17 protein-coding genes are annotated in these 15,268 nt (G+C 67.8%); 9 read left to right on the top strand and 8 right to left on the bottom strand.

Features of this window, described 5'->3' with window-relative positions:
• Window positions 1–74: 74 nt before the first annotated feature.
• The 6 genes from ACN27F_RS18335 to ACN27F_RS18310 all read left to right on the top strand — a co-directional run bounded on the left by ACN27F_RS18335 (window position 75) and on the right by ACN27F_RS18310 (window position 8,704).
• Window positions 75–2,450 (top strand): protein kinase domain-containing protein, encoded by a 2,376-nt coding sequence (locus ACN27F_RS18335; protein WP_421434955.1) that lies wholly within the window; start codon window positions 75–77, stop codon window positions 2,448–2,450.
• Complete coding sequence (locus ACN27F_RS18330) at window positions 2,447–3,829, top strand: hypothetical protein (protein WP_421434953.1); 1,383 nt, start codon at window positions 2,447–2,449, stop codon at window positions 3,827–3,829. The genes ACN27F_RS18335 and ACN27F_RS18330 overlap by 4 nt, the downstream gene beginning before the upstream one ends.
• Window positions 3,826–5,778, top strand: coding sequence for an AAA family ATPase (locus ACN27F_RS18325; protein WP_421434950.1), 1,953 nt, complete (start codon window positions 3,826–3,828; stop codon window positions 5,776–5,778). Before ACN27F_RS18330 ends, ACN27F_RS18325 begins: the two co-directional genes overlap by 4 nt.
• A gap of 65 nt (window positions 5,779–5,843) precedes the next feature.
• Complete coding sequence (locus ACN27F_RS18320; RefSeq protein ID WP_421434948.1) at window positions 5,844–6,365, top strand: FHA domain-containing protein; 522 nt, start codon at window positions 5,844–5,846, stop codon at window positions 6,363–6,365.
• Window positions 6,366–7,148: 783 nt separating this feature from the next.
• Window positions 7,149–7,385, top strand: a complete 237-nt coding sequence (locus ACN27F_RS18315) for a hypothetical protein (protein WP_421434946.1) — start codon at window positions 7,149–7,151, stop codon at window positions 7,383–7,385.
• Window positions 7,386–8,392: 1,007 nt separating this feature from the next.
• Complete coding sequence (locus ACN27F_RS18310; protein WP_421440290.1) at window positions 8,393–8,704, top strand: tetratricopeptide repeat protein; 312 nt, start codon at window positions 8,393–8,395, stop codon at window positions 8,702–8,704.
• A gap of 96 nt (window positions 8,705–8,800) precedes the next feature.
• Here ACN27F_RS18310 and ACN27F_RS18305 read toward each other — a convergent pair whose 3' ends face one another.
• The 3 genes from ACN27F_RS18305 to ACN27F_RS18295 form a co-directional block, all read right to left on the bottom strand.
• Entirely contained in the window at window positions 8,801–9,634 is an 834-nt protein-coding gene (locus ACN27F_RS18305; RefSeq protein ID WP_421434944.1) for a hypothetical protein, read from the bottom strand.
• Between the two features lie 625 nt (window positions 9,635–10,259).
• Window positions 10,260–10,466, bottom strand: coding sequence for a DUF397 domain-containing protein (locus ACN27F_RS18300; RefSeq protein ID WP_421434942.1), 207 nt, complete (start codon window positions 10,464–10,466; stop codon window positions 10,260–10,262).
• Entirely contained in the window at window positions 10,463–11,365 is a 903-nt protein-coding gene (locus ACN27F_RS18295; RefSeq protein ID WP_421434938.1) for a helix-turn-helix domain-containing protein, read from the bottom strand. The genes ACN27F_RS18300 and ACN27F_RS18295 overlap by 4 nt, the downstream gene beginning before the upstream one ends.
• 130 nt (window positions 11,366–11,495) lie before the next feature.
• On the opposite strand from ACN27F_RS18295, the gene ACN27F_RS18290 reads away from it, so the two are divergent.
• The 3 genes from ACN27F_RS18290 to ACN27F_RS18280 are packed head-to-tail and all read left to right on the top strand — an operon-like array spanning window position 11,496 to window position 13,306.
• Complete coding sequence (locus ACN27F_RS18290) at window positions 11,496–11,825, top strand: hypothetical protein (protein ID WP_421434936.1); 330 nt, start codon at window positions 11,496–11,498, stop codon at window positions 11,823–11,825.
• A gap of 2 nt (window positions 11,826–11,827) precedes the next feature.
• Entirely contained in the window at window positions 11,828–12,481 is a 654-nt protein-coding gene (locus ACN27F_RS18285; RefSeq protein WP_421434934.1) for a DUF433 domain-containing protein, read from the top strand.
• Window positions 12,482–12,499: 18 nt separating this feature from the next.
• Window positions 12,500–13,306 (top strand): DNA-processing protein DprA, encoded by an 807-nt coding sequence (locus tag ACN27F_RS18280; RefSeq protein ID WP_421434932.1) that lies wholly within the window; start codon window positions 12,500–12,502, stop codon window positions 13,304–13,306.
• A 10-nt stretch (window positions 13,307–13,316) separates the two neighbouring features.
• Here ACN27F_RS18280 and ACN27F_RS18275 read toward each other — a convergent pair whose 3' ends face one another.
• The 5 genes from ACN27F_RS18275 to ACN27F_RS18255 are packed head-to-tail and all read right to left on the bottom strand — an operon-like array spanning window position 13,317 to window position 15,094.
• The gene (locus tag ACN27F_RS18275; RefSeq protein ID WP_421434931.1) at window positions 13,317–13,682 is read right to left on the bottom strand and encodes a hypothetical protein; all 366 of its coding nucleotides are present in this window, start codon (window positions 13,680–13,682) and stop codon (window positions 13,317–13,319) included.
• A 43-nt stretch (window positions 13,683–13,725) separates the two neighbouring features.
• Window positions 13,726–13,995, bottom strand: coding sequence for a DUF433 domain-containing protein (locus ACN27F_RS18270; RefSeq protein WP_421434928.1), 270 nt, complete (start codon window positions 13,993–13,995; stop codon window positions 13,726–13,728).
• Between the two features lies 1 nt (window position 13,996).
• The gene (locus ACN27F_RS18265; protein WP_421434926.1) at window positions 13,997–14,449 is read right to left on the bottom strand and encodes an NUDIX domain-containing protein; all 453 of its coding nucleotides are present in this window, start codon (window positions 14,447–14,449) and stop codon (window positions 13,997–13,999) included.
• A gap of 25 nt (window positions 14,450–14,474) precedes the next feature.
• The gene (locus ACN27F_RS18260) at window positions 14,475–14,801 is read right to left on the bottom strand and encodes a hypothetical protein (protein ID WP_421434925.1); all 327 of its coding nucleotides are present in this window, start codon (window positions 14,799–14,801) and stop codon (window positions 14,475–14,477) included.
• The gene (locus ACN27F_RS18255; protein WP_421434923.1) at window positions 14,774–15,094 is read right to left on the bottom strand and encodes a hypothetical protein; all 321 of its coding nucleotides are present in this window, start codon (window positions 15,092–15,094) and stop codon (window positions 14,774–14,776) included. The genes ACN27F_RS18260 and ACN27F_RS18255 overlap by 28 nt, the downstream gene beginning before the upstream one ends.
• Window positions 15,095–15,268: the final 174 nt, after the last annotated feature.

Raw genomic sequence — 15,268 nt, 5'->3', positions numbered from 1 at the left:
GTCACTTCCTCTACAGCAGGCATCGGTGGTCACCAGAGTTCTGGCGGACCGGAGCGCAAAGGGGTCGACGGCGGATGAGCCAGCCTGGGGCACCGGCCGATCTGGACGTGACGGTGCTGGACCGGGGCCGGACGCGACAGTTCACGGTGCCCACGCCGCGTGGCGGCGCCGGGCTGGCCGACACCATCGTGGACGCCGGGCGCCGGCGGCCGCAGTCCGGTCCGGCCGACTGGCCCGACGATGGTCTACCTGATCCACTGGCCGCGCGGTACGAGCTCATCCGCCGCCTGGACCCGCCATCGAGCCAGGGCGAGATGTACCTGGTCCGGGTACGCGGCGACGGCAGCCAAGCGGTGCTCAAGCGCCACCAGCGGCCCCGTGACCCGCACCCTGGGCTGGCCGCCTACCTCGGCGTGTCACACGGTCACGTGGTCCGGCATCTCGAACTCGCGCCGGGCTACACCGTGACGGCGTACGTCGCGGGCCGCACCCTGCGGGAAGAGTCGGTGGCGAGGCCGAGTGGGCTCGGTTTCGCGCAACTGCACGCGGTGGTGCAGCAGGTTTCGGCAGCCCTGATCGGGTTGCACCGTGCCGGTTTCGTGCATCGCGACGTGAAGCCCGCCAACATCATGATCCGGAGTGATCCGTCCGTCGACGTGACCCTCGTCGACTTCGGCATCTCCGGTCCGCTGGACGGCACCGAGTGGCCGGACGATCCGAATCCGGCGTACCAGCCGCCGGAGTGGAGCAACCTCGGCCAGGTCGGCGCGGCCACCGACTGGTGGGGACTCGGGATGACCCTGCTCGAGCTGGCCGCTGGCGAGCACCCGTTCGAGGGCCTGGCCCCAGCCGACATCCGCCGCCACTTCGGCTCGTCGCGATCTGTCGACGTCTCCGGTGTGCCCGACGACCCGTCCGCGGACAAGTCCGAGCGGCGGCACCGGCTGCGCGACCTGTGCCAGGGTCTGCTGGTCCCGGACCCCGCCGAGCGGTGGGGCGCGCAGGAGGTCGGCCGGTGGCTCGTGGGCCAGGATCCGGACCTGCCGAGCGCGGCGGCGTCGCGGTCCGCTCCGGCGGCGTCGACCGCCGTAGCGGCGGAGACGCCCTATCGATTCCGGGGTACGGCCTACTACCTCCGCAACGAACTCGCCCAGGCCATGACGATGGCCTGGAACCACGCGCAGCACGTCCTCTTCGAGCGCGCCGGTGGGCTCGACGACCTACGGGGCTGGCTCGACCAGTTCCCGGACGACGATGGAGCCCACGCCCGTGACGTCGTGGACGGGCTCGATGGTTCGCAGCCGATCGGCGTACGGCTGCTGCAGGTGCTGCGAGCCCTCGATCCGACCCGACCGCCGGTCTACCGCAATCACGTCATCTCCCGACGCGGGCTGCTGACGATCGCCCACCGCGCACTGGTGAACGAGGGCGACGACGCACTGGTGCTCGCGGACCTGTGGAACCACCGGCTGCTGTCCGACTTCGACACCGCTGCCCCGGTGGACGCCGACGCCGGTGGCGAAGGGCTCGCCGACGTGGACCGGGCCTGGCAGGGAGCCCGCCGGGCCTGGGACGACCTGGTGGACCAGGTGACCGACCCGCAGGCCCGGCAGCATCTGCGGGAGGTGGTCACCGACCGGGAGCGGCTGGCGGTCTGCCTACGCGTGGCGCTGCGCCGGCCGGAGGACCTCACCGCGGCGCAGGACCTGCTCGATCGGGCCGTGGCCGACCTGCCCGTGCCGGTGCCCTGGTTCGAACGTCTGGTCCGCGACCCCGCGATGATCTGGGCGGCGCTGCTGCTGGCCGGCCACGCGGCCAGCCGGGCCCGTACCGAGGCCGACCGGGACCGGATCATCGGGAACCACCAGGAATTCCTGCGAATGAGCGCGAGCTTCCGCGAGTGGTCCCGGCGGCAGAACCGTCCGGTCGCGCTGGGCTGGGCCGTTGCCGGCGTGTGTCTGTTCGCGGTGGTATGGATCACGTTCATCGCGGCGGCGGACGCCGTCAATTGGGCCGGAGACACCGCGGTCGGTCTCGCCTGGGTCGGCGCGTCGATCTGCCTGCTGGTGTCCCTGGTCGCCGAGAGCCTGCTGGCCGTGGAGATCGGCGGCCGGTTCCACGTCCGGTATTCGATCCCGGGTGCCGGCGTGATCGCCCTGCGGCCACTCGGGCGCTGGATGCAGCGCGCGTGGCTGTCGGCCGCCGGCGTGATTCTGGTCCTCCTGGCCGTGACGACGCTGTCGGCGTTGCGTTACCCACAGTTCGTGGCCGTCGCGACGACAACGGCGCACCTGATCTGGGTGGTGCGCCGCTGGCGGGCGTGGCGCGTCGTGGTCGATGTCGAGAACAGACACATCGCGCAGGCCGAGCGGATCGCGCAGGCCGAGCCGAGCCGACCGTCAGATACCGATGCCGTCCCCGTCGGGGCGGTGGGAGGAGCGGACACATGAGTGGTGGAGAGATAGCGGTCGTGCCGATGGGCGTGGTGGTCGTCCCGATCGCCGCGGTCGCCATCGGCGCGACGGTCGCCGCGACGTTGGCGATCCGGGCCGCGCAGGCTGGCACCGAAGCGACCGGTCGGGCGCTGGAGCAGCTCGCCGACGAGATGGAAAGCAGCGCGGCCGCCCAGGACGACCACGAGATCCGCGGTCGGCTGTGGGAGGTGGCCGCCGGTGCCGTCGTATCGACCAACCAGGAACTACGCATGCTGGCGGTGCGTGCGGCCAAGGCGGGAGTCCATCCGGCGCTACCGTCGCCCATCGAGCTGACCGGGTGCAAGCTGGCCGATGTCCGGGGCCTGGTGGCCGGGTTCCAGGCGGCCCTCGCCAAGGCCCGTGCGGCGGTGGAGCAGGCGGAGGCGGTACGAGAGCGGCACCACCTGCTCGCGCAGCTTCCCGCCCCGGCGGGCGACTCGCCCACGGCTGCCGAGCTGCTCGCCCGGCATCAGACGGTACTCGCCGCTCGGCGGCACGAGCCGGACCGCACACCGGACCGTGCTCCGGTGACGGCGTCGCCACCCGTCGACGGGAGCCGTGCCCAGGCCGAGATCGAGCAGATCCTGATCCGGCTCGACCCCGATGCGACCTCGGACGATCGCGAGAAGGCGCTCAAGGCGGCCGCCCGGGCCGCCCGGCAGAAGACCGTCGGCGCCAGTCGTACGTACATCGACGCCCTGACCCGTACTGTGGTGCAGGAGATCAATCCCAGGGTCGCCCGCCGACGTACGGCGGCCGGTCTGCTGGCCGCCCTCGAACACCCGGTGATCAGCGAGATGATCAGCGACCTCGCGCCGCCGCGTCCGCCGTGCCTCGATTCGATCGAGCGGCTCCGGGCGGTCGTCCATGGCGATGCCGACCTCACTGACGCCGACCAGCGGGCAGCCCGCAGCGCGCTGGCCTGGGCGCAGCAGCAGCTGGACCGTCGCCGGCTGCTCGACGGAGTCGCGGAGGCCTTCGCCGGCCTGGGCTACTCGGTCAGCACGGGCCTGCAGGTCCACCACTCCGCCTCGTTGTCGGTGACCAGGCAGGCGTGGAAGGGAGGACACACCGCGGATGTCTGGATCGACGAAACGGGCCGGGTGCAGTCGCGACTCATCCAGCGGACCCCGGACGCAGGCGGCGAGGCGACCCGGTGTGCGGACCTCAACGACAGCCTGTCGCAGGTCGGCGCCGAGCTCAACCGGCGCGGAATCGACGCGGCGGTACATGTCCCCGACATGCTGGTCCCGGCCTTGATCCAGATCTCGTCCGACGCCGTATCGCCAGCGCCGCCGGTCGAGGAAAGCGTCCTCGCCGTCCGCTCGATCGACCCCGATGAGAGGGAACGATGAAGGCACAGTCCGATTTCCTGCCGGGGTTTCCGTCGTTCACCCAGGAACTCGCCGGCACGCTCGCAGTCCATTCGCAGTACGTCCTCAACGGCAACGTCCGGGACCTCTACCTCGTGCCGGAGCACGATCGCCGTACGCCGGACGGGGTACGGCCGGTGAAGATGTTGGAGGCGCTCTGGCATGCGCTACGGCCGTCGGGGTACCGGTGCCTGATCGTTTCCGACCAGGTCGACGGGATCTCGGTCTATCCGCGCGACGACAGCGACGCGCGGCGGGCGGCCGAGGAGATCCTCGGTCGCCGTATGATCGGCCGCAAGCAGACCCTGGAACGGTTGCGTACCTGCATGGCGCGGGTCGTCGGTGCGGCCGAGCCGCCCCCGATCGATGCGGACGCGGTCGTCGCAGGCTCCACGGCGGATGGGCCCTCGGGCGCTGCCGCGTCGGGCATCCGTGCTGCCTTCGTTCTGGACTACGCGGCGCGGATTCCGCGAAGTCAGACCGGACTCGACGGGCTGGAACGGGACTTCTTCCTGTTCGCGCAGAAGCTCGCGGACACCGCCGAGACACATCTCGGTGGGCCGCCCGAACGCAAGTCCGACCTGTTCAACCCGATCATTTGGCTGACCGAAGGAGAACGGGACCTACCGGCGTGGCTGACGGTCGGCATGGAACGGGTACGCACGATCGCGGTACCCACCCCCGGGCTGTCCGAGCGGATCAAGGGTGCCCGGTACTTCGCCCGGATCGTCACCGGTGACCGTGAACCGCCGCAGCCGAAGGATCCGGCGGTGGTCCGGTTCGCCCAGCGGACCGATGACATGACGCTGCACGCCATGCGGGAGATCGCCCGGCTCAGTGCCGACCGGGGGATCCCGCTGTCGCGCATCGACGACGCGATCCGGATCTATCGGATCGGCGTCGACCAGAACCCGTGGCGGGAGGAGACCGTACGTCAGCAGATCATGCTGGGCGAACGCGAGGTGCCGGCCCGCATCCTCGGCCAGGGGCCGGCCGTCGTGAAGGCGTTCGACATCCTCAAGCGGGCAGCGCTGGGTCTGTCCGGTGCTCAGGCCGCCAGCTCGGCGACTCGGCCCCGGGGAGTGCTGTTTCTCGCCGGGCCGACCGGTGTCGGCAAGACCGAGCTGGCCAAACAGCTGGCGACGATGCTGTTCGGTGACCCAGACGCCTACCTGCGTTTCGACATGTCGGAGTTCTCCGCCAGCCACTCCGCGGACCGGTTGACCGGTGCTCCGCCCGGCTACGTCGGGTACGAAGCCGGTGGCGAGCTGACCGGTGCGATCCGGCGCAAGCCGTTCTCGGTGGTGCTGTTCGACGAATTCGAGAAGGCCAACCGGCAGATCTTCGACAAGTTTCTGCAGATTCTCGACGACGGCCGCCTCACCGACGGGCAGGGCGTCACGACCTACTTCTCCGAATGCATGTTGATCTTCACCTCGAACCTCGGCATCTTCCGGACCGATCCGACGACCAGCGAGAAGATCCAGCTCGTCCAACCCGGGACCCCGCGCGATGACCTGGAGCGGACCGTCAAGGAGGCGATCAAGGAGCACTTCACCCGGGAACTCGGCCGCCCGGAGCTGCTGAACCGGTTCGGCGACAACATCGTGGTGTTCGACTTCATCGACGCGACGACCGCCCGGAAGATTCTCGATCAGCAGTTGCGCAACGTCGAGGAACGGCTGTCCCGGGAGCACGAGATCGATCTTGACCTCGACCCGACGGCCCGGCTACGCCTGGACGCCTGGTGCACCACGCCGGAGACGCTGACGAACGGTGGCCGTGGCATCGGCAACGAGGTGGAGAGCAAGCTCATCAATCCGCTAGCCCGATATCTGTTCGACCAGAACGTGCGCCGAGGCAAGGTGCGGATCACCGACATCTCGGCCACCGACGGCGTGGTCACCCTCGTGGCAAGGCACGAACCATGAGCGACGAATACGTGTGGTGCCCGCGGTGCAGAAAGAGCCATCCTGACGCTGGCGGGTTCTGTCCTTTGCATCAGGGCGAGGAACTGGTCGCGGCACCGGTGGAATCCGGTGCCGCGACGCGGCCGTCGGCCGAGTCGGACGAGAACGTCGACGTGCTCCGTACGGCTTGCTGGCACTGCGGCGCGCCATACCTCAACGTCCGTAACGACAGCTGCCCGCACTGCCATCAACCACAGGAACCGCCGGCCCTGATCATCCCGTTTCCGGTCGGCTCGGTGGTGTTGCCGGCCAGCCCGACGTCGGTGGAACTGGGACGGGCCGGTGAGTACGGCCAACTGTTCGCCCACCATCCCAATGTCTCCCGCCGCCATGCGACCGTGACCGTCGACGCGGCTGGGGAGGCATGGATCACGCCGATACCCGAAGCGCCGAACGGCACGTTCGTCAACGACCAGGAGATCATCGAACGGACCCGGATCCAACAGGGCGACCGGATCCGGTTCGCCACGGACCAGGGGCCGCATCCCGGGCCGGTCAGCAGCCAGATCCGTCAGCCACGCTGCACCGCAGGGCACCTGATCGAATGATCCAATGCGCTCCATCTGCCTGGTACGCGCCGTGTCGCACAGATGAAGCGCACTGGAATCTGGAGTTGCCCGGGTGTGAGCCGTGGTGTGACCGGGCGCCTCGCCGGGCCAGGGTGCGTCGGCTCCCGGCGGACGAGACGTCAACGGCGGACGAGGACGACGGTTTCGTCGACGAGTTGGGCGCGGGTCGCCTGGTAGCCGCCGGCTGCGATCGCCTTGCTCAGCGGGTTCGACTGCGAGTACCAGTACCCCGAGCCGGTGCGGGCCGACGGTGCCAGTGGACCCCCGATGACGATCCGAACGGCACAACCTGGTCGCGGCGACCCGCCTCGCCAACGATTGTGGCGCTCATGAGGTCGCCTGGCATCTGGCGGCGGTACTGCGCGGCGTCTACATGCATCAGAACGCCTTCGACGAGTGGGTCACCACTGCCCGGATGGGGCTGGTGTCAGCCCGGTCGGTCGGTGTCCGGCGTGGGGAAGCCGAAACCCTGGAGAGTCTCGGCAAAGCACACTTCCAGGCCCGCCAACTCGACGAGGCGGCCGAGTGCCACCAGGCAGCCCTGTCGATCCGCCGTGAGATCGGTGACGAGTTCGGCACCGCTGTCTCGATCAACGCGCTGGGGTCTGCTGGGTCTGCGGCATCGCCGGCTGACCGACTCGGTCCGCTACTTTTCCGATCCTCCGGAGATCGTCACCCGACTCGGCAATCGTCGCTGGCGGGCGCTGGTGCTGAGCAATCTGGGTGAGACGCGGTACGAGATGCTGCAGTTCGGAGGCCGCCGTGCTGCTCCGGGAAGCCCTCGCCGAGCTACGCGATCTCGGCGACCGGGGCCAGGAAGGTAACGCGTTGTTCTTCCTCAGCAGGGCCGAGCGGGAGATGGGCGACGTGCTGCCGCGCTGCAACCCGACTTGGATCATTTGGTGCGTGCGACCTGACTTGGGTCATGTGGTGCGTACGACGATCGGTGCGGCGTTTCCGCTGGTGGCAGCGGTGCCGCCCGTTGAGCGCCCCGACTGAAGGAGCACCTTCGCACTGGATAGCGGCGCGTCGGCTTGACGGATACTTCACGGCAGGTCGCCGCGCCGAGACCGGAAGGTGATCGTCAACGTGGCCTGGGTCGGGATGCACCATGCCGCCGCCGTGCTCAGCTGCCGGCTTACCCGTTGCCTGCCGCCGCTCAGCCCGTTGTGTCCGGCTGGACGGCGGCTGACCGTCGGTGGATGAGCCGGCGTAATCACGCACGGTCACGAATGTGATGTCACCTCCTGCCCATTTCGGGCACTGCGTCGTGCTGCCCCCGTCCAGCCATCGTCATGTCCGCGGCGAGTGGAGCCAGACTGACGTCATCCCTGGCTTTTGAGGTGTGCCAGAGTCCACTCGCGATGGAGATCCCGTGTTACCCGGGCCGGCTCCAACTCCCTGGTCACCGTGAGTGACCCGACTGGGGTCATGTGGTGCGTACGACGATCGGTGCGGCGTTTCCGCTGGTGGCAGCGGTGCCGCCCGTTGAGCGCCCCGACTGGAGGAGCGCCTTCGCTCTGGATAGCGGCGTGTCGGCGTGGGCGGATACCCGGCATCCGCCGGCGTGGGTCCTGGTGGGCACGTCGTGGTCGGCGACCTTGCGGCTCTTCCGGTAGGTTTGGTCATCCGCATCGGATGCCCGTGTCTCTTCCGGGGCGTAGGGAAGTCGCCAAGATGGAACATTGCGCCGAGGTCAGGGTGTCGGTTAGTGCGCAGATTTCGACACGGTCGCGAGCAACACGGCAGGCCACAGCGCCGAGATCAGAAAATGATCTTCAACGTGACCCAACTCGGGTCACCCGACTCGGCAATCGTCGCTGGCGGGCGCTGGTGCTGAGCAATCTGGGTGAGACGCGGTACGAGATGCTGCAGTTGCCGGAGGCCGCCGTGCTGCTCCGGGAAGCCCTCGCCGAGCTACGCGACCTCGGCGACCGGGGCCAGGAAGGTAACGTGTTGTTCTTCCTCAGCAGGGCCGAGCGGGAGATGGGCGACGTGCTGCCGCGCTGCAACGACGGATCGGTGACCGCAGCCGGGAAGCGACCGCAATCGACGGTGTCGGCGAGGCGTATCAAGATCTTGGCAGGTCGGCGGAGGCGGCGGACTTCCACCGGCAGGCCGCCGCTGTGCACCGCCGGCTCGGCGACTCGTGGCAAGCCGCCGTCGCGCTGCACAACCTGGCGACGGCACTCGCGGCCACCGGCCGCGAAGCAGAAGCACTATCGGTACGGCAGGAAGCGTTGACGCTGCTCAGCCGCTTCGAGGACGACCGCGCAGCCGACCTCCGCGAACAGATCGAGCGGGCATTGACGCCGTGAGTGGAGAGCGGACTTGAGCTGATGATCGGATGCGCTCCATCTGCTCTACACGCCGAGCATGGGCAGTTACCTGACGAACTGGAGTACTAGCCGATGTCACACGCCGTTGCGGTTCCACACCGTTGCCTGGAGGTTGAAGCCTCCCTCGACTACCTCGGTCACCCTGAAGACAACGATGCGGCCGGGCAGTGAGTCGTTCCATGTCAGCAGGCAATACCAACTACCTACCTGGGGATTGTTGATGTACTGCGAATCTTGTCCCGCCGGGCTGCGTGCGGTCAACTCGTAGCACTGCTGCGGCGACGGCTCACCCTCGTTGCCCCACTCCAACAATTTGCCGCTGTTATGCGTTCGCATATCGCTGCCGTCGCGCGAGGTATCGAGATCGCCACCGAACCCCGCGCGGCCGGGCGGTGGTAGATAGTCGAAGTCGATGCCGCCAGGGAACCGGAGCTGTATCGGGTCGCTCCACCGTTCCTTCCAATCGTATACGATTACGGAAGGTTCACCAGTCGGGATCTGCGAGGAGGGAGCTGTCGAGTTCGCAGGTACCGTGGGGGCGGGTCGACCGGTCCCTGGCAGCGAGGTGGAAAGGCTGGGTGAATCCTGTCCTGTTGGGGACGGATCGGCCGAGTCTGGCAGCGGGCGGTTCGGGCTGATGATGCGGTCGATCGCTGCCCCGGTGACCCCGGCGATGACGACGAGGAGCAAGGCTAGCAGCGTGGCGAACACTGCCTGGCGGTCACGCCACACCTTGCTCAGGGACCAAGACGTTGCGGCAAGCCCGACCAATCCGAGGACGACCACGGCCCATGCGCCGATGCTCGTCAGCCACTGAGCGACGCCAGCTGCCGCACCAATTACAGTTGCTATGGCGGAAACCAGCGCAAGCCGTCCTTGCCGCCCTGCGCGCTCGTCGGTTGCCTGCACGGATCAGAACCTCCATGTCGGCTTGCATCTCATACCCGACGCATCCGTTCGAGATACCGACTCGAAGTCGACCGAGTGGCTCCGGTCCTGGGGTGCTTCGCAAGCCGGTCCTGCGCCGGCACTCATCATACCCGACTTAGCCATTCGGCGTGTACAACGATCAAAGCCCTTGTGGTCGCGGATAGTTCGTTCAATGCCCTGGTCAGAGAGTTGACTACCTGCAAGATATTGACTTGTCGGATTGACGACTATTCGTTGTCTATCTGAGTGATGCTGATGTACTACTCGCGGGTAGAGTGCTGTGGTGGGGATCCGGGCTTCACTCATATGGGATGTTGGTACCTGTTCTGGACGGCATATAACTATACCGACTCCGAGGTGACGCAACTCGGGCAAAAACCTTCCCTATATGCCAGGATGCATTAGTGTTGCTCAGCTAGCCCGACGACGCCCGCGTAGTCGGCTGTGACGAGTGGATTGAGCGGGCGTCGAGGCTTTAGTGGAGCGTGGACCTCGGTTGACGATCGAATGCACTCCATCTACACGACCCGCCAAGCTTGAAGCAGCTGGAGAGCATCCGATCATGGAGTCCGGTGCAGCCGTGGAACCAGGCAGGGTCCTGCGGTCAGGGCTGGGTGGGGGTGTGCTTGAGGCCGGTGACGAAGCTGGTCCAGGTGGTGGTGTCGAATGCGAGCGTTGGGCCGGTGCGGTCCTTGGTGTCGCGTACGTCCACCTGGCCGCCAGCGAAGCGGACCTCGACGCAGTTGGCGTTACTTGAGCTGTGTGACGACGTGAACCAGTCCCGGTCCGGGGTGCCGACCTGAGGGGTCATCTCATCTCCCTGGCGATCTCGCGGATCAGAGCAAGCGAGTCCTGGGAGCTTAACGCGCGCTCACGGGTCTCCGCGAAGGTCACCACGTAGTCAGTTACCTGCGTCGACTGGTCGACGATGTCGATGAAGGTCAGGATCTCCTGCCAGACCAGGTCGGTGAGCCGGGGCGAGGCGAAGGACAGGATCTCGTACGGGCCGCCGAACGCAGGATGTGCTCCGGCAGTGAACGGCATTACCCGGATCTCGACCTGCTCCGGCCGCTCGGTCATCAGGGTGGCGAGGTGGTCGAGCTGGCCTCGCATCACCGCTGGGCCGCCGACTTGCTGACGCAGCGCGCCTTCGCTGATCACGGTGCTGATTCGGATCGGGTCGTTGCCATCAAGCCGGACCTGGCGAGCCATCCGGACGTCGACTCGCCGCTCTACCTCGGTCAGACGGATCGTGGTGGAGCCGCCACGGATGACTGCGCGGGCGTACTCCTCAGTCTGCAACAGGCCGTGGATGGCTTCGGAGTGGAAGCTACGCAGCTGCGACGCGCCGGCCTCGTAGCCGAGGAAGCGCAGGAACTCGTTCGGGAAGAGCTTGGCATAGTCCTGCCACCAGCCGCGACGGGCAGCGCCCACTCGCAGCGCCTCCAACTCGGCGGCGTCGTCCGGCTCCAGCTCGTAGATGTCGACGAGCTGCGCGAGTCTCTTCGCTGGCAACTTGACCCGGCCGGCTTCCACGCCGGACACGTACGCCTGAATGATGCCGGCGGCCTTACCTGCCGCAGCGGCGGTCATGCCGATCTCCTCGCGACGCTGCCGTAACCGCAGGCCCAGCTCCCAGGCCTGCACGACCGGCGAGCCCTCGGTCAACGGATCGGCCTTGCGCTCTCGGGTGGTTCCCTTGGGTGGCACTGGTGTCAGCTCCTCTGCCATCAGCCAATGTGGTCTCGCTCCGAAGTAAACACCCTCGGCTACTTGATATCAAGCTACCCGGCCCTCATGCTTGAGGAAATCCGAGTAGGACCGATGCCAGGAGGTTCCCGTGTACCGATTCGGGAAGTTGATTTACCAGCAGGAGGAAGGGGAGCGGTACGGGTTCTCGCTGTGCCGCATCGACAACGCCGGCACGCGCGACCAGACGTACGACCTGCTCGGAGTCATCCGGGTCGCCGTCGACCCACGTCAGCCGGAGAAGCTGGGGGAGAACCTGCGCGGCTGGGCGGTCGCGACCCTTGCCGCCGGCGGCCACGGGTTCGGCTGCTACCACGCCACCTTCAGCATCCTCGACGAGAACGACGAACCAGAGAGCGACCTCGGCAACCTCGACATCAACTGGTCTGGCTCGCAAGTCCTCGTACCCGTCGCCGAATAGCCGTGTTCACCGAAGCGGCGGCGGCCCGGCTGCTCCGCGTACCGTCGTCGACCCTGCGCCGCTGGCTGGCCGTCACCGACGGCCGCCAGCGGCGGTCCGACCCGTCCGGCAGCCGAGCCCGCCCGCCCGGCCGGCGGGTGCTCGACTGGGCCGTGTTCGTCGAAGCGGCCTACCTGCGGGAACACCGACAGGCGCATCGTGTGCCGATGACCGGGCTGCCGGTCTTCCTCGCGTTGCTCCGGGACCACTTCGGCGTGCCGCACCCGATCGCCGACCAGCACGTCTTCACCGATGGACGCGCCGTCGTCCGGGATGCCCAGGCCGCCGCCGGCCTGCAGCCGCGCTGGTGGCTGGTTACGACCACCGACGACCGGCTGACGCTGACCCCGCCGGCTGCGGCCTTCGACCGGCGAGTGGGCTGGGCCGGCGACTATGCGGCCAGTTACCGGCCCGACCCCGACCCGGATTCGCCGGTACGCGTCCGGCCCGACGTCCGCTTCGGCCGGCCCGCCATCGGCGGGGTGAGCACGGAGACCATTGCCGAACAGCACGCGGCAGGCACCGACCCCGAGACCATCGCCGAGATGTACGCCTTGACCCCGAGTGACGTTGCCTGGGCGCTGGCCTACGAGTCCGGCACCCGGTCCAGCCGTTGACTGAATCTGGGAGGTGCGATGCCCGACCGAGTGCTGCGTCAGCCCGAGGCGCTGTTTCCGGCCACGACCAGCTCTGGTGCGGAGCTGGTCGCAGCCTCTGCCGACGAGATCGCCGGATGGCGGGCGGACGGGATCGGTGTACACGCCTTCTCCGATGACAGCTACCCCGCCCAGTTGCGCAGCATCAAGGAGGCGCCTCCGCTGCTGTTTACCCGTGGCGAGCTGCGCGCCAACGACCCTGCCGTAGCCGTCATCGGCAGCCGCAAGGCGTCAGCGCGCGGACTCGGCATCACGCGATCGGTAGCCGAGACGCTGGCCAACCGGGGAGTGACGGTCGCCAGTGGGTTGGCTCACGGCATCGACACCGCTGCCCACACCGCAGCCCTCGACGCTGGTGGCCGTACCGTCGCGGTCATCGGCACCGGCATCCGCAACTACTATCCGCCTGCGAACCAGTGGCTGCAGGACCACATCGCCGACGTCGGCCTGGTCATCAGCCAGTTCTGGCCCGACGCCGCTCCCACCAGGCAGAGCTTTCCGAGGCGCAACGCGGTGATGAGCGGGTACGCGGCAGCGACCCTCGTCGTCGAAGCCGGCGAAACCAGCGGCGCGCGGATCCAGGCACGCCTTGCCCTCGGGCACGGCCGGCCGGTGATCCTGACCAGCCATGCCATGGAAAACCAGTGGGCGCAAGCCTTCGCTACCAAGCCGGGCGTCTACGTCGTACTCGGCACAGCGGAGCTGATCGAAGCCGTCGACGGCCTCCTCAGCCGACTGCCCCCTGAAACCGGCAGCGAGGGCCTTCCTGGCCGCGCCCACGCATGAGCACAGAGCACTACGACTCCGCGAGCGCGAACCATGTGGCAACGATGGCGATGATCAAGGCCCAGCCGCCGACCCAGCCGGTGACCAACCCTCGCTTGAACATTCGATCCCCACGCTCGGACCAGACGAAGACGAGGCCGACGTTCAACAGGAGTACGTGTACGGAGGCGTAGGTGCACAACACCCCGTAGAAAACGCCGACCCGGTCGCCGGCATCCAGGTTCGCGTTGGGATCAGACGGGCCGAGTTTCGCGACCGGGACCGCCAGCGCGGCGATAGCCAGCGCATGGCCTAGCGTGGCAAACCCGAGGCCTCCGGCGAGCGGCCACCAGCCCTTGCTGCCACCCGCCTCGGTCGCGCCGCCCGGATCCGACACCCGCACTCCGCTTCGACGCTGCGTCAACCTGCCGAGGGAGATCCTATGGGGTCAGCCGCAGCGGAAGCTCTCGCTGATCGAGCGCATGGGCAGCGAAGCGCAGACCAGCCAGAATGTCGTCTTTGGCCAGTATCGGGTACTCCTCAAGCACCTCGCTCAGGCTGTAGCCGTGACCCAGGAGCCCGATCACCGTTGCGACCGGGATACGCGTGCCCGATATGCAGGGCACCCCACCCATGATCCGGTGGTCGATTGAGATCCTGTCGTGCGTACCCCTCGTGATGTCCTGTCGCCGAGCGCTGCTAGGAGGCATGTCAGCTCGATATCGAACCGGAGACGAGGTCACGCCAGCGGGCGATCGTCGCCTTGTACGGCGCCGGCATGTGCAGGTCGGGCACCTCGTCGTAGCCGAAGACCCCGAGCTCCTTGTGCTCGTCGGTGTAGGTCAACTCCTCTTCACCGGTGTAGACCGCACCGAAGCTGACGATGAAGACGTGCCGGAGCGGGGTGATCTCGTACACCCACGAGTCGATGATCTGCACGCCGGTGATTGTCAGGCCCAGCTCCTCGGCGACTTCCCGGCAGACGCCCTGCTCCGGTGACTCGCCGACCTCAAGTTTGCCGCCGGGCAACTCCCACTCGTCGCGTTCGTTCTTCAGCAGCGGCACCCGATCGTGATGGTCGACGACCAGCTTCACCGAGATCGGCAACTGGTACTCGAAGTAGCCCGGGTTGCGTTCGACGAGGTAAGGCGGCCGGTCGGACACGGCAGATGCTCCCATCCGTACGGCCTCAGCCTGCGCAGATCAGGACGGCGGCGACGTCGTCGGCGCGTTTGAAACGGTCACCGCTGACGGTCGGGTCGCTCTCCGTCTGCCGGATCAGCTTCTCCAGGTACGCCAGCCCACGCTCCCGGGCCTCGGCGACGACCTCGGACCACCCGGGGCAGAGCTGATAGTCGGTGACCAGCCGGGCGAAGCCGTCCGTGCAGAGCAGGATGTGGCCGGTCCCGGCCCAGTCCGCGGTGATCCGGTGCGGGACGAGGCGGCGTTGCGGGTGGCCGGAGAAGACCGACTCGACGTCACCGGAGGTCATGGTGTGCCGGCGTCGCTGCTGCATGGCGGCGACGACGCATCGGCGACGCCACCGCTGTCATCGACGGCGACACCACCCGCGTGCTCGCCACCAGCTAGGTCGGCGCCGCTGCCCTGATAGCCGTCCGTCCCGGCTTCAGCGAGGAGCGCCCCGATCAGGTCGACCAGCCACACCCCGTCGCGCTCTGCGGGCAGGGCGGAGTCGTCGTACAGGTCGGTGGCACCGTCGATCACCCAGGCCAGCGAACCCGCGTGGCTTACCCGGTCCTCGTTCGACCTGGCCCCGCCGGCTGTGGTGACCGAATCCCGCACCTTCACCCTGATCCATCCTCCTGTGGTGTCGCGACGCTGCGTCATTGTCGAGCCAGAGCATGATCGACGGGGAACCGGTGGTGGTGCGCCGCCGCGCCAACCATTTCGTAGGTTGCACCGCCATCGACAGCTGTGGGAAGTAGCATCGCGCGGGTCAGGTGACGGATTCCCGCTGGACAG

The sequence above is a fragment of the Solwaraspora sp. WMMB335 genome (assembly GCF_049179075.1).
Lineage (GTDB): Bacteria > Actinomycetota > Actinomycetes > Mycobacteriales > Micromonosporaceae > Micromonospora_E.
The sequence above is the reverse complement of the archived record's forward strand: the minus strand, read 5'-3'. Positions and strand labels throughout refer to the sequence as shown.